This is a genomic window from Variovorax sp. GrIS 2.14 (assembly GCF_046115955.1).
Taxonomy (GTDB): domain Bacteria; phylum Pseudomonadota; class Gammaproteobacteria; order Burkholderiales; family Burkholderiaceae_C; genus Variovorax.
This window is the reverse complement of sequence record NZ_JBJXIA010000002.1, coordinates 292,035-305,110: the sequence shown is the minus strand read 5'-3', so window position 1 is coordinate 305,110 and position 13,076 is coordinate 292,035. Positions and strand designations below refer to the sequence as shown.

The 13,076-nt window shown below is 63.0% G+C and carries 12 protein-coding genes and 1 tRNA gene; 8 read left to right on the top strand and 5 right to left on the bottom strand.

Annotation, left to right across the window (positions count from 1 at the left end; translation table 11 throughout):
• Nucleotides 1–4 precede the first annotated feature (4 nt).
• Together RCH10_RS05215 and RCH10_RS05210 are read right to left on the bottom strand one after the other, a co-directional pair.
• Nucleotides 5–880 (bottom strand): branched-chain amino acid ABC transporter permease, encoded by an 876-nt coding sequence (locus RCH10_RS05215; RefSeq protein WP_323497633.1) that lies wholly within the window; start codon nucleotides 878–880, stop codon nucleotides 5–7.
• A gap of 74 nt (nucleotides 881–954) precedes the next feature.
• Complete coding sequence (locus RCH10_RS05210) at nucleotides 955–2,094, bottom strand: ABC transporter substrate-binding protein (protein ID WP_409051697.1); 1,140 nt, start codon at nucleotides 2,092–2,094, stop codon at nucleotides 955–957.
• Nucleotides 2,095–2,363: 269 nt separating this feature from the next.
• Here RCH10_RS05210 and RCH10_RS05205 point away from each other — a divergent pair, with 269 nt between their 5' ends.
• Nucleotides 2,364–3,719, top strand: a complete 1,356-nt coding sequence (locus RCH10_RS05205) for a cache domain-containing protein (RefSeq protein WP_409051560.1) — start codon at nucleotides 2,364–2,366, stop codon at nucleotides 3,717–3,719.
• Between the two features lie 50 nt (nucleotides 3,720–3,769).
• Entirely contained in the window at nucleotides 3,770–4,405 is a 636-nt protein-coding gene (locus RCH10_RS05200) for a response regulator transcription factor (protein WP_323497692.1), read from the top strand.
• 16 nt (nucleotides 4,406–4,421) lie between these two features.
• On the opposite strand, the gene RCH10_RS05195 is transcribed toward RCH10_RS05200, so the two are convergent.
• A tRNA-Leu gene (locus RCH10_RS05195) sits at nucleotides 4,422–4,506 on the bottom strand.
• A 40-nt stretch (nucleotides 4,507–4,546) separates the two neighbouring features.
• Between RCH10_RS05195 and cysM the strand changes: the two genes are divergently transcribed.
• Genes cysM through RCH10_RS05175 form a run of 4 tightly spaced genes read left to right on the top strand, consistent with a single transcriptional unit; the run spans nucleotide 4,547 to nucleotide 7,438 of the window.
• Nucleotides 4,547–5,449, top strand: coding sequence for a cysteine synthase CysM (gene cysM, locus RCH10_RS05190; RefSeq protein ID WP_323497630.1), 903 nt, complete (start codon nucleotides 4,547–4,549; stop codon nucleotides 5,447–5,449).
• A gap of 39 nt (nucleotides 5,450–5,488) precedes the next feature.
• The gene (locus RCH10_RS05185; protein WP_409051559.1) at nucleotides 5,489–6,061 is read left to right on the top strand and encodes an NUDIX domain-containing protein; all 573 of its coding nucleotides are present in this window, start codon (nucleotides 5,489–5,491) and stop codon (nucleotides 6,059–6,061) included.
• 49 nt (nucleotides 6,062–6,110) lie between these two features.
• On the top strand, nucleotides 6,111–6,338 hold the full coding sequence (locus RCH10_RS05180) for a sulfurtransferase TusA family protein (protein ID WP_323497628.1): 228 nt from the start codon (nucleotides 6,111–6,113) through the stop codon (nucleotides 6,336–6,338).
• Nucleotides 6,339–6,343: 5 nt separating this feature from the next.
• Nucleotides 6,344–7,438 carry an SGNH/GDSL hydrolase family protein gene (locus tag RCH10_RS05175; RefSeq protein WP_409051558.1) on the top strand — a complete coding sequence of 365 codons (1,095 nt, stop codon included), beginning with the start codon at nucleotides 6,344–6,346 and terminating at the stop codon, nucleotides 7,436–7,438.
• Between the two features lie 19 nt (nucleotides 7,439–7,457).
• Here RCH10_RS05175 and galU read toward each other — a convergent pair whose 3' ends face one another.
• Complete coding sequence (gene galU / locus RCH10_RS05170) at nucleotides 7,458–8,348, bottom strand: UTP--glucose-1-phosphate uridylyltransferase GalU (RefSeq protein WP_409051557.1); 891 nt, start codon at nucleotides 8,346–8,348, stop codon at nucleotides 7,458–7,460.
• A gap of 118 nt (nucleotides 8,349–8,466) precedes the next feature.
• Entirely contained in the window at nucleotides 8,467–11,376 is a 2,910-nt protein-coding gene (locus RCH10_RS05165; RefSeq protein WP_409051556.1) for a valine--tRNA ligase, read from the bottom strand.
• Nucleotides 11,377–11,433: 57 nt separating this feature from the next.
• On the opposite strand from RCH10_RS05165, the gene yaaA reads away from it, so the two are divergent.
• Both yaaA and RCH10_RS05155 read left to right on the top strand, forming a co-directional pair.
• Complete coding sequence (yaaA, locus tag RCH10_RS05160; protein WP_409051555.1) at nucleotides 11,434–12,219, top strand: peroxide stress protein YaaA; 786 nt, start codon at nucleotides 11,434–11,436, stop codon at nucleotides 12,217–12,219.
• Nucleotides 12,216–13,067, top strand: a complete 852-nt coding sequence (locus tag RCH10_RS05155; protein ID WP_409051554.1) for a 2OG-Fe(II) oxygenase — start codon at nucleotides 12,216–12,218, stop codon at nucleotides 13,065–13,067. The genes yaaA and RCH10_RS05155 overlap by 4 nt, the downstream gene beginning before the upstream one ends.
• The last annotated feature ends 9 nt before the right edge of the window (nucleotides 13,068–13,076 follow it).

Genomic DNA, 13,076 nt, shown 5'->3' with positions numbered 1-13,076 from the left:
GTTCTCAGACCTTCTTGATCGCGGTCTTGCCGAAGAGGCCGGCCGGGCGCACCGCGAGCACGATGAGCAGCAGCACCAGGCCCGGCACGTCCTTGTAGCCGGTGCTCAGGTAGAAACCGGTGGTGGTCTCGGCGATGCCAAGGATGATTCCGCCGACCACGATGCCCATGCCGCTGGTCAGCCCGCCGATGATGGCGACGGCGAAGGCCTTGAGCCCGAGCACGGCGCCCATGGTGGCGCCGGTGAGCGTCAAGGGTGCGATCAGCACGCCGGCAAAGGCTGCCGTCATCGACGACAGCGCATAAGAAAAGGTGATGACGAGCCCGGTGTTGATGCCCATCAACTTCGCCGCGTCGCGGTCGTTGAAGGTCGCGACCACCGCTTTGCCGTAGATCGTCTTGCGGTTGAAGAACTCGACCGCCAGCATCATGAGCAGCGCGCCGCCGACCACCAGGATTTCCATCGGCAGAACGTTGGCGCCGAGGAAGTGCAGCGGCGATTCAGGCAACGGCGACGGGAACTTGAGGTCGTCGCGGCCCCACACGTTTTCAGCCACGTTCTTGAAGATGATGCCGAGCGCGATGGTCGACATGATCCAGCCGAACTCCGACTTGATCTTGATGGCCGGCCGGACGCCGATGCGTTCTACCACGGCGCCCTGAAAGGCACCGAACACGCAAACGATCGGGATCATCAGCCAGTAGTTGACGCCCAGGCCGACCAGCGTGAGGCCGACCAGTGCGCCCAGCATGAGCGCATCGCCCTGCCCGAAGTTCAACGTGTCGGATGTCGCGAAGGTGAGTTGATAACCGAACGCGATGACGGCGTAGATCATGCCCAGCGCGATGCCGCTGAAGATGAGTTGGGTCAGGATTTGCATGACGGCTCTTTGGTTAAACGAAAAACGCGCCGCCGCGGGGCTGGACCCCGGGGCGGCGCTCGGCGCGAGGCGCTTTACTTTTTCAGTCGGACGGTGCCGGCCGACTTCTGGTCTTCGGCGTTGGCGAACACCACGCGGCCGCCCTTGACTTCACCGAACACCGGAATGTTCGAGGTGATGGCGTCATGGTCGTCCTTGCTGAACGGCTTGGTGTACGTCGTCACCACGCCTTCGACCGGCGTCTTCAGGTCTTCCAGCGCGGCCTTGACCTTCGGGCCTTCGGTGCTGTCGGCCTGCTTGATGGCGGCGGCCAACAGGTAGATAGAGTCGTAGCCTTGGGCGGCCGACACCGGCGAATCCATCCGGTTGTTCTTCGGCTTGAAGGTCGTCACGAAGTTGTCGATGAAGGCCTTGCGCTTTGGAGTGGTCGGTTCCTGGATGAAGGTTTGCGGCATGCGCGCACCGTCACCGCCGGGGCCGGCGTTGTCGATGAAGTTGGCCATCGCCAGCGTCCAGCTGCCGACCATCGGCACTTTCCAGCCCAGCTTGGTCATGCCGTTGGCAATCTGCGCCAGCTCGGGGCCGATGCCGTAGGTCAGTATGGCCTCGGCGCCGGCTTCCTTGGCCTTGAGCAACTGGGCCGTCATGTCGACGTCCTTGATGTTGAATTTCTCGACGGCGACCGGGGTGATGCCCTTGGCCTTCAGCGCCTTCTCCAGGTCTTCCCGGCCGAGCTGGCCGTAGTTGGTGGAGTCGGCCAGGATGGCGACCTTCTTGAAGCCGCGGCGGGTGATGGCTTCTTCCACGATCATCGGCGCCTGAATGCTGTCGTGCGCAGCGTTGCGGAACACGTAGTTTTCAGGGTCTTTGTCGAACTGCTTGGTGATGATCGAACCGGTCGCCACGTTGTTCAGAACGGGGATCTTCGCGTCCTGGAAGAAGCGTTGCGAGGCCAAAGCCACACCGGTGTTGATGTAGCCGACGACCGCAGTCACCTTTTCCTTGTTGATGAACTCCTGGGCGATTTGCACGCCACGTTCGTTCTTGGCTTCGTCGTCGCGTTCGACCAGTTCGATCTGGCGACCGAGCACGCCGCCGGCCTTGTTGATTTCAGCTGCGGCGAGCCGTACACCGTCGCGCATGCTGACGCCCATTGACGATGAGCCGCCGGTGAACGGACCGTCGACGCCGATCTTGATCGGATCGGCTGCCATGGCGAAAGTGGTGAGGGCTGCCAGCGCGATGGCAGTGGCAATTTTTTTCGGGAAGCGGGTCAAGTCATGTCTCCTGAAGTGGTGATGAACGGTTCGCGGTTGCGGTTGCGGTAGCGATAACGGTTTTGAGCGGCGCAATTATTGGGCGGCCCTGATTCTTTTTGTATTCGCATGAGTGCGGGGATGCTCTCGGTAGTACTGCCTAAGGGAAAACGCCAAGTCGCCTTGGTGAGTGCCTGAAGCGGCGGCTGCATCGCACAATCACAGCCATGAAACCGAAGGCCAAGATCCTGTTGCTCGCAGTGGCGCCACTTCTCTTTGCCATCGCTGCGATCGGCGGGTTGCTGGTGATCGAGACCCAGCGACTTGAGCAACGTCAGGCTCAGGTGCTCGAAGATGTATTGCTCAGCGCCAAGCGCGAAGAGCTCCGCAGCTACATCGCGCTGGCGCTCACTTCCATCGACAACCTCTACGGCGCGGGGCGCGACGACGAGGCCGCCAAGGAGCAGGTCAAGGCCATCCTCGCGAACATGAACTTCGGCGATGACGGCTACTTCTATGTGTACGACCGCGAGGGCCTGACGCTGGTTCATCCGCGCCAGCCGGACCTCGTTGGCCAGAACCTTTGGAACCGTCGCGATACCGAGGGCACCTACATGATCCGCGAGCTGATCGCACGGGCTCACGAGGGCGGGGGCTACCAGCGCTATCTGTGGCCGAAGCCTTCGACCGGCCGTATCGAACGCAAGCTCGGATATTCGGTCGAGCTCCCGCGATGGGGCTGGATGCTCGGCACCGGTATCTACCTTGATGACGTGGATGCCGCCGCCGCCAAGCTGCGAGGGAGTCTGCTGGCCAGCGTCCGGCAAACGCTTCTCGGCCTGGCGACGGTGGCGATGATCGCGGCCATCGGCGTGTTCGCCGGAGGGCTGGCGCTCAACATCAGCGAGCAGCGCCAGGCCGACCGCAAGTTGAAGGCGCTGGCCCATCGCGTGGTGAGCTCCCAGGAAGACGAACGCGCCCGGGTGTCGCGCGAGTTGCACGACCACATCTGTCAGCTGCTGGTCTCGATCAAATACCAGTTCGAGCTGGTCGGGCATCGGCTGGCGTATCCGGGCAACGCTCCGGTGACTGCGATCGACAAGGAGATTGGGGCGCTATCGCAAGCCATCGGCGAGGTCCGGCGGATCTCGCACGACTTGCGGCCCGCCTTGCTCGACGACCTGGGATTGCCTGCGGCGCTGGAGCACATCGGCAACGAGCTCGCGCAGCGAAGTGGCCTGACGGTGACCGTGTCGCCGCATGTGCATGAAGAACGGCTTCCCGAGCTGCAGGCCGTGAGCCTGTTTCGTGTTGCGCAGGAGGCGTTGCGCAACGTGGAACGTCACGCCGGGGCCAGTCACATCGACATTCGGCTGGACGATGCACACGACCGGCTCGAGCTTCGAATCACCGACGACGGACGCGGCTTCGATGTGCAGAACGTCGAGCACAGCAAGGACCGCGGCATCGGGCTCACGAATATGCGCGAGCGAGTGGAGCGCAACGGCGGGAGCTTTCAGCTCATCTCGCAGCCGGGCCGCACATCGCTGATTGCGAGCTTTCCATTGGCGGTGCCCGCATGACCGGCCCGAACGACATCGGCGGCACGAGCCCTTTGCCCCATGTGAGCCGTATGAGCGACGAGCCTGCGCCGATCCGCCTCGTGATCGTCGATGACCATTCCCTCGTGCGCGACGGACTGCGTGCGCGGCTGGCCGTGGTGCCGCATCTCCGGGTGATCGGTGAAGCGGCGAGTGGCGCCGAAGCATTGGCGCTGGCCGCCGCCGATCCGCCCGACCTGATGCTGATCGATGTCGGCATGCGCGGCATGAACGGCATCGAGCTGGCGACGTTGCTGCGCACGCGTCACCCCGAGGTGCTGGTGTTGATGCTGAGCATGTACGACAACCGCGAGTACGTGCTGAGCGCCATCCGCGCAGGCGCGCGGGGCTACGTGCTCAAGGAGTCGCCGACAGAAGAAATCCTGAGCGCCATCAGCGCGGTGTGTGCCGGAGGCAGTTACTTCAGCGCGCAGGTGTCCGACCTGATGCTGCAGTTCGGCAACACGACGCCGCAGCTCACCGCTCGTGAACACGAGGTGCTGCTGCTGCTGGCGCATGGGCGCAGCAACAAACTGGTGGCGAAGGAGCTGGACATCAGCGTGCGCACGGTGGAGACGCATCGTTTCAGCTTGCGGCGCAAGCTGGGTGTGGATTCGGCGAGCGAGTTGCTGAAGATCGCGGTGACCAATGGCTGGACGACGATCTAACAGCTTTGAAAATCCGTGGTGCCCGGGGCCGGAATCGAACCGGCACGCCTTTCGGCGGGGGATTTTGAGTCCCCTGCGTCTACCAATTTCACCACCCGGGCACGGAAGAGAGCAGCCCAAAATTATGGCACAGTGTCTTGTATGAATTACCCGACGATCGAAGAAGCCATCGGTAAAACGCCGTTGGTCGCATTGCAACGCATCGACGCAGCCGAAAACGCCAAGCGCAACAACGTGATTCTCGGCAAGCTGGAAGGCAACAATCCGGCCGGCTCGGTGAAAGACCGGCCAGCGCTTTCGATGATCAAGCGCGCCGAGGAGCGCGGTGAAATCAAGCCCGGCGACACGCTGATCGAAGCGACCTCCGGCAACACGGGCATCGCGCTGGCAATGGCTGCGGCTATCAAGGGTTACCGCATGGTTTTGATCATGCCGGAAGACCTCTCCATCGAACGCGCCCAGACCATGAAAGCCTTCGGCGCTGAACTCATGCTGACGCCCAAGAGCGGCGGCATGGAATACGCCCGCGACCTGGCCGACCAGATGGTCGCGCAAGGCAAGGGGCGTGTGCTCAACCAGTTCTCCAACCCGGACAACCCGCGCATCCACTACGAAACCACCGGGCCCGAGATCTGGGCCGATACGGACGGCGAAGTGACGCACTTCGTGAGTGCCATGGGCACGACCGGCACGATCACCGGCGTCTCGCGGTTCCTGAAGGAAAAGAACGCGGCCGTGCAGATCATCGGCGCCCAACCCGACGAGGGTTCGCGTATTCCGGGCATTCGCAAATGGCCGGAGGAATACCTGCCGAAGATCTATGAGCCGAGCCGGGTCGACACCGTCGTCAATGTGAGCCAGGACAACGCCGAAGAGATGTGCCGGCGGCTGGCGCGCGAAGAGGGTATTTTCGGTGGCATCTCCGCGGCGGGCGCGCTTTGGGTGGCGCTCGACATCGCGAAAAAAGTCGAGAACGCTGTCATCGTTTTCATTGTTTGCGACCGCGGTGACAGGTATCTGTCGACTGGCGTTTTCCCCGCGTAGCTCTCCTAAGGCGTCCGCCGACGCTTCCTTAAGGTTCCCATGCCAGATCCCAAGTTTTGCCAGGTTTGCGCCACACCGCTCGAGTGGATCGCACTGAACGAAGACGGCGGGCCCAAGTCGCGCCTGCGTTGCCCCAACTGCGGCCACACGCACTGGAACAACCCGACGCCCGTGCTCGCGGCCATCATCGAATACCGTGGGCAGGTGCTGCTGGCACGCAACGCGGCCTGGACCAACAGCAAGATGTACGCACTCATCACCGGCTTCATGGAAGCCGGCGAGACGCCAAAAGAAGGCATCGCACGCGAGATCAAGGAGGAGACCAACCTCGACGCGACCGAACTCAATCTGGTCGGCGTGTACGACTTCCAGCGCATGAACCAGATCATCATCGCGTACCACGCGGTAGCCGATGGCGAGGTGTCGTTGTCGCCCGAACTGGTCGACTACCGGCTCTACGATCTGCCGAATTTGCGTTGCTGGCCCGCGGGCACCGGCTACGCATTGGCCGACTGGCTGCGCACGCGCGGCATCGAGCCGCAGTTCGTCGATTGGCCAAAGCCGGCGGCTGCACTTGCAGTGCCCGCAACGTCCGACACGCCTGCCGCCTAAAATCGGTGCCAACGCGCAAGACTATTTCCAGCGTACTCGAAAGACGGCGATGCACATCCACAAAGAGCTCGACACCCGCGGCCTGAACTGCCCGCTGCCCATCCTCAAGGCCAAGAAGTCGCTCAACGACATGGCCAGCGGCCAGTTGCTGAAGGTGGTGGCGACCGATGCGGGCTCGGTGCGCGACTTTCAGGCTTTTGCGCGGCAAACGGGTAACGATCTCGTCGAACAGCAGACGGTCGGCGACGAGTTCATCCACATCATTCGCCGGCGCTGAAGATCATGCGCACCGGCTTTCGTCGCGTCGGCTTCGCCGCGTTCGTCACGGCCGGCCTGATGCTGGCTTTCAATGTCTGGAGCCAGGACGTGCCCGACAACGCACTCAACCGAAAGGTGTCGCCGACCGCCATTCCATTTGCGGTCATCGGCGATTCCAACAGCCACTCGTTCCAGGACCGCGTTGCGTTTCCTGCCGGCACCGGCGAGCGCGGCGGCCCTTTTCATGCGCGAACCTTCAATTGGACCGAAGTTCTCGACAAGCTGCGTGGCAAGGAAATCGACAGTGGTCCATGGGTTGTCTGGGGCAGTTCGGGCTTGCTCGCGACCGGCCGTGAGGCACTGGGTTTAAGTGGCGGCCGTGCCCCCAAGAAAGAAGACTTTCTTTACAACTTCGCCAACTCGGGTGCGAGCTGCGCTAATTTGATGGATGGGCGATTCCGCCAGGCACCGCGACTGGTTGCCTTGATGGACAAAGAGCCTGAGCGCTGGAAGCGCGGCGTTGTCCTGATCCGCATGGGACTGAACGACTGGTCGAGTTCGCTCGACCTGCAGTCGCGGGAGCCCAATTCGCCCAAGCTGGCGGAACTGACTTCGCGCTGCGTCAAGCAGATCGGCGCGACGCTCAAGCTCATCCACGAATCGCACCCGCAGACGCTCATTCTGGTGGCCGGCATCGCGAACGAAGCGGACGACGCGGCACAAAATAACAATTGGGTTTCGGAAGCCGAGCGAAACAATATCTGGAAGGCGCTCGACAGTTTCAACGCCGGAGTCCGAAAGCTCGCGGAGAGTGAGCCCAACACGGCGTTCTTCGACGATGCGGCCTGGCTGGTGCAACGGTGGGGTACGCGAGGCGGCGCCCCCAAGCCGGCGTTCAAGACCGTGACCATCGGCAAAAGCTTCGTTGTGACCAACTCCATCGGAGACGACCCGCACAACTTATTGCTTGCAGACGACCATGCAGGGTTGGTGTGCAACGCGCTGTGGGCGCAATCGCTTGTGGCGCGACTGCGCGAGGCATTCAAACTGCCGCTGACGCCGATCAGCGACGACGAGGTCGCACGCTTCGTTCTGCCGCTGGTTCAGCCGGCGAAGTAGAAACTCGCCGATTCGAAGCTCAGAGCGCGAGGCTCTTCAGGTATTCGCGGAACGACGCGCCGACTTCCGGGTGCGCCAGCGCCAGTTCGACAGTGGCTTGCAAAAAGCCTTCCTTGCTGCCGCAGTCGTATCGCACGCCCTTGTACGAGTAAGCGTAGACCGCCTCTTTCTTCATCAGCGCCGCGATGCCGTCGGTGAGTTGGATCTCGCCACCCGCCCCCTTGGGCTGCAGGCGAATCTCTGCGAAAACGCCGGGCGTCAAGATGTAGCGGCCGGCCACGCCGAGACGCGAAGGCGCTTCTTCGGGCTTAGGCTTCTCGACCATGCGGTTGACCTTGACCAGACCGTCTTCAACCGAATCACCTGCCACGATGCCGTAGCGCTTGACCTGGTCGAGCGGCACTTCTTGCACCGCGAGCAGCGAGCCGCCGAGGCGCTCGAACATCTTCGTCATCTGGGCCAGCACGGGCTCGCCGTCTTTGGGGCCGACCATCAAATCGTCTGCCAACAGCACGGCGAAGGGCTCGTCGCCCACCAGGTGCTCGGCGCACAACACGGCGTGGCCCAGGCCGAGCATGCGCGATTGGCGCACGTACGAGCAGGTCATGTCGTCCGGCATGACCGAGCGCGCGATGCGCAGCAGTTCGGTCTTGCCGCTGGCTTCGAGCTGGCTTTCAAGCTCGTAAGCCGTGTCGTAATGGTCTTCGATCGCGCGCTTGTTGCGGCCCGTCACAAAAATCATGTCCCGGATGCCAGCGGCGTAGGCTTCTTCGACCGCGTACTGGATCAACGGCTTGTCCACCACAGGCAACATCTCTTTCGGCTGGGCCTTGGTGGCCGGCAAAAAGCGGGTGCCGAAGCCGGCGACCGGGAACACAGCTTTACGGATGCGGGTCGAAGAATTGGACATGAGATGGGACGTCGGTTCGAAAGTGGAAAGGGAAAGACTGACCGAAAGGGACTAACCGGCGCGCACGTGCCTGCAACAGCCACGGGCCAAGCCTAAATGGCGAGCGCCGGGCGGTCTGTCAGCCGAGGCGCACAACCTGGTCACGCAGTCTTTCGATGGTGCTGCTGAAATCGGCCAACCGCTTTCGCTCCTGGTCGATCACTGCTGGCGGCGCCTTGGCAACGAACGCCTCATTGCCGAGCTTGCCATTCACCCGGACGATCTCGCCTTCGATCCGGGCGATCTCCTTGGCGATACGTGATTTTTCTTCACCTTTGTTAATTTCCATGTGGAGGCACAGTCGCACCGCCCCCACAACGGCCACCGGGGCCGCGTCGGCCGCTGCCGACCAAGCTGCTTCGTCGTCGAAAACCTTGACCTCTTTGAGCTTGCCCAGCGCTTGCAGCACTGCCGCCGAGTCCCGCAGGAAGGCGGCGCCTTCGGCGTCGTCGGCCACCGCATAAAGCGGCAGGCGTGTCGCAGGGGACACGTTCATTTCGCCGCGCAAGGTGCGGCAGGCATCGACCAGCGCCTTCAGCCTTGCGACGTGCGCCTCGGCTGCAGGATCGATCTTTCCAGGCTGGCTCTCCGGGTAGGCGGCGATCATGATCGACTCGCCTTCGCGACCGGCCACGCCGGCGACCTTCTGCCAGAGCGCCTCGGTAATGAAGGGGATCACCGGATGGGCGAGTCGCAGCAGCGTTTCGAGCGTGCGGATCAAGGTGCGGCGGGTGGCGCGCTTTTGTGCGTCGGTGCCGGTCTGGATCTGCACCTTGGCGATCTCCAGATACCAGTCGCAGAACTCATCCCAGGCGAACTGGTAGATGGCGCCGGCGACGTTGTCGAGCCGGTATTCGTCGAAGCCCTTGGCGACCTCGGCCTCGACCCGCTGCAGTTGCGACGTGATCCAGAAGTCGGCACGGCTGAACTTCAGGTAGCCATGTGCCGGCCCACCGACCTTGCAGTCTTCCTTGCTGTGCTCCATCAGGCCGCAGTCCTGGCCCTCGCAGTTCATCAGCACGAAGCGGGTGGCATTCCAGAGCTTGTTGCAGAAGTTGCGATAGCCCTCGCAGCGCTTGCTGTCGAAGTTGATGCTGCGGCCGAGCGAGGCAAGCGACGCGAAGGTGAAGCGCAACGCGTCGGCGCCGAAGGCCGGAATGCCTTCGGGAAATTCCTTTTGCGTGTTCTTGCGCACCGTCGGTGCCGTCTCGGGCTTGCGCAAGCCTTGCGTGCGCTTGTCGAGCAAACCGGGCAGCGCGATGCCATCGATCAGGTCGACGGGGTCGAGCACATTGCCCTCCGACTTGCTCATCTTCTTGCCCTGCGCATCGCGCACGACGCCGTGGATGTACACGTCCTTGAAGGGAACGCGGCCGGTGAAGTGCTTGGTCATCATGATCATCCGGGCGACCCAGAAAAAGATGATGTCGTAACCCGTGACCAGCACGCTTGAAGGCAGGTAGAGGTTGTAGTCGGCCAGCGGCGCTTCGGTGGCGTCGGGCACGTTGGGCCAGCCCATCGTCGAGAAGGGCAGCAACGCCGACGAGTACCAGGTGTCGAGCACGTCTTCGTCGCGCGTGAGCGTTTTGCCCGGCGCGACCTTGTCGGCCTTGGCTTGCGCTTCGGCCTCGTCGTGCGCCACGTACACATTGCCGTCCTGGTCGTACCAGGCTGGAATTTGGTGGCCCCACCACAGCTGGCGCGAGATCGTCCAGTCCTGAATGTTCTCCATCCAGTGGTCATAGGTGTTGACCCAGTTCTCGGGAATGAAGCGGACTTCGCCCGACTTCACCACGTCGATGGCCTCCTGCGCGATCGAGCGGCCGTTGTCACCGGCTTTGGTCATTGCCACGTACCACTGGTCGGTGAGCATCGGCTCCACGATGGCGCCACTGCGGGCACAGCGCGGCACCATCAGCTTGTGCTTCTTGACCTCGACCATCAACCCGAGCGCTTCCAGGTCGGCGACTACGGCCTTGCGCGCCACGAAGCGGTCCATGCCGCGGTACTTTTCGGGCGCGTTGTCGTTGATGGTGGCGTCGAGCGTCAGCACGCTGATGACATCCAGGTTGTGCCGCTGGCCGACCGCATAGTCGTTGTAGTCGTGTGCGGGCGTCACCTTGACTACGCCGGTACCGAAGGCCCTGTCGACATAGTCGTCGCCGATGATCGGGATCAGTTTGTCCACGAGCGGCAGCTTCACGCGCTGGCCGATCAAATGCTTGTAGCGTTCGTCTTCCGGATGGACCATCACCGCGGTGTCCCCGAGCATCGTCTCAGGCCGCGTGGTAGCGACCGTCAGCGTGCCGTTGCCGTCTTCGAGCGGGTAGGCGATATGCCATAGAAAGCCGTCTTCTTCTTCGCTCTCGACTTCGAGATCGCTCACCGAGGTCTTCAGCACCGGGTCCCAGTTGCCCAGGCGCTTGCCGCGGTAGATCAGGCCTTCGTCATAGAGCTGCACGAAGGTCTGCGTGACGGTGGTCGAGAGGCCCTCGTCCATCGTGAAGTATTCGCGGCTCCAGTCGACCGAGTCGCCCATGCGGCGCATCTGCTCGGTGATGGTGTTGCCCGACTTTTGCTTCCACTCCCACACACGCGCGACGAAGTTCTTGCGGCCCAGTTCGTGGCGGCTCTGCTTTTGTTCCTGTAATTGCCGCTCGACCACGATCTGCGTGGCGATGCCGGCATGGTCGGTGCCTGGCACCCACACGGTGTTGTCGCCCTTCATGCGGTGGTAGCGCGCCAGGCTGTCCATGATCGTGTGATTGAACGCATGTCCCATGTGCAGCGTGCCGGTCACGTTCGGCGGCGGCAACTGGATCGAGAACGCCTCGGCGCCCGCCTTGGGCTGCTGCGTGCCGCGAAAGCCCGCCTTGGCGTAGCCGCGGCGCTCCCACTCGGGCCCCCAATGGGCCTCCATGGCCGCGGGTTCGAAGGATTTGGAAAGGCTGTCGAGGCCGGGCTGGACGATGGGGGAGAGTTCGCTCATGGGTCGTCGATTTTACCGGCGCCCCGTCGGGTCATCGCTGCCGCAGATAATTGAACGATGCTGTTTTTGCTCTCCCCTGCCAAGTCGCTCGACTACGTCACGCCGGTGCCGGCCGATGTGCCCGCGACCTTGCCGCATTTCGAAGGACCGCGCGGTCCTTCGGTCGAGCTCATCAAGCTGCTGCGCACCCAATCGCCGCAGCAGATCGCCGAGCTCATGCACCTTTCCGACAACCTGTCGGCACTCAACGTGGCGCGCTACACCGCATGGTCGAGCAAGAGCACGCCGATGAACGCCAAACAGGCCGCGCTGGCCTTCGACGGCGATGTGTACGGCGGTCTCGGCGCCAGCACGATGAACACGGCGCAGCTGGCCTGGGCGCAAGACCACGTCTGCATCCTGAGCGGGCTGTACGGCGTGCTGCGTCCGCTCGATCTGCTGCAGCCGTATCGGCTTGAAATGGGCACGCAACTCGCCAACCGACACGGCAAGGATCTGTATGCCTTTTGGGGGCCGCGTATCGCTGACCATCTGAACGAGCGGCTCGCGGCCGACCACACGCCGGTAGTCGTCAACCTGGCGTCTCAGGAGTACTTCAAGTCGGTCGATATGCGTGTGCTGAGAGCGCGCGTGGTCGAGTGCGTCTTCGAAGAATGGAAGGCCGACAAGTACAAGATCATCAGTTTCTTCGCCAAGCGGGCGCGTGGCCTCATGGCGCGATGGGCGGTCCTGCACCAGGCCGCAACGCCGCGTGCGTTGGAGAAGTTCGATCTCGAAGGTTATGCATTTGCCGCGGCCGTATCGTCGCCCGAGCGGCTCGTTTTCCGCAGAAAGACCGCGTGACCCAGCCGGTCAGTCCTGAACTGCGCGCGTGGGTCGTGGCCCAACTCGCGATCGGCCATTCGCCGGCCGCGTTGCGCATCTCGATGCGGGATGCCGGCTGGCAGGACGATGCAGCCGAGGCTGCGCTGGCCGAGGTCTTTGCGCTTGCCGGCGCCGCTCCCATCGAGCGCAGCGCGAGCGAAGACCGACCCAAAGCATTGCCCGGCCCGAATCTGGAAGGCTCGCCGCTCCACGTCGATGCTGGCGACCGGCAAGTGCAGATCATGCAGACGATGCGTCACCCGCGCGTGGTCGTCTTCGGCAATCTGCTGTCGCAAGAAGAGTGCGACGCGCTCATCGCCATCGCTCGCGTGCGGCTGGTGCGCTCGCTCACGGTCGAGACGCAGACGGGCGGCGAAGTGATGAACGTCGATCGCACCAGCGACGGCATGTTCTTCGAGCGCGGCGAAAACGAGATCGTGTCGCGGCTCGAAAAGCGCATTGCCAAGTTGCTGCACTGGCCGCTCGAATTCGGCGAAGGGCTGCAGGTGTTGCGCTATTCGCCGGGCGCGCAGTACCGGCCGCACTACGATTATTTCGATCCGTCCGAGCCCGGCACGCCGACCATTCTTCGGCGCGGCGGCCAGCGCGTCGGTACCCTGCTGATGTATCTGCAGGCGCCGGAGCAGGGCGGCGCCACCACCTTTCCCGATGTCGGCCTCGAAGTGGCCCCGCTGCCCGGCACCGGCGTCTTCTTCAGCTACGACAGTCCCGATCCCGCCACCCGCACGCTACACGGCGGCGCGCCGGTGTTGATGGGCGAAAAGTGGGTCGCGACCAAATGGTTGCGCGAACGCGAATTCACCTGAAACCATCCA

Bases quoted from the DNA above. Each gene is read 5' to 3' on its own strand.
- RCH10_RS05210 (WP_409051697.1), bottom strand. From the start codon at position 2,094: ATGGCAGCCGATCCGATCAAGATCGGCGTCGACGGTCCGTTCACCGGC.
- RCH10_RS05215 (WP_323497633.1), bottom strand. From the start codon at position 880: ATGCAAATCCTGACCCAACTCATCTTCAGCGGCATCGCGCTGGGCATG.
- yaaA (WP_409051555.1), top strand. From the start codon at position 11,434: ATGCTGTTTTTGCTCTCCCCTGCCAAGTCGCTCGACTACGTCACGCCG.
- RCH10_RS05175 (WP_409051558.1), top strand. From the start codon at position 6,344: ATGCGCACCGGCTTTCGTCGCGTCGGCTTCGCCGCGTTCGTCACGGCC.
- cysM (WP_323497630.1), top strand. From the start codon at position 4,547: ATGAATTACCCGACGATCGAAGAAGCCATCGGTAAAACGCCGTTGGTC.
- RCH10_RS05165 (WP_409051556.1), bottom strand. From the start codon at position 11,376: ATGAGCGAACTCTCCCCCATCGTCCAGCCCGGCCTCGACAGCCTTTCC.
- galU (WP_409051557.1), bottom strand. From the start codon at position 8,348: ATGTCCAATTCTTCGACCCGCATCCGTAAAGCTGTGTTCCCGGTCGCC.
- RCH10_RS05185 (WP_409051559.1), top strand. From the start codon at position 5,489: ATGCCAGATCCCAAGTTTTGCCAGGTTTGCGCCACACCGCTCGAGTGG.
- RCH10_RS05180 (WP_323497628.1), top strand. From the start codon at position 6,111: ATGCACATCCACAAAGAGCTCGACACCCGCGGCCTGAACTGCCCGCTG.
- RCH10_RS05200 (WP_323497692.1), top strand. From the start codon at position 3,770: ATGAGCGACGAGCCTGCGCCGATCCGCCTCGTGATCGTCGATGACCAT.
- RCH10_RS05205 (WP_409051560.1), top strand. From the start codon at position 2,364: ATGAAACCGAAGGCCAAGATCCTGTTGCTCGCAGTGGCGCCACTTCTC.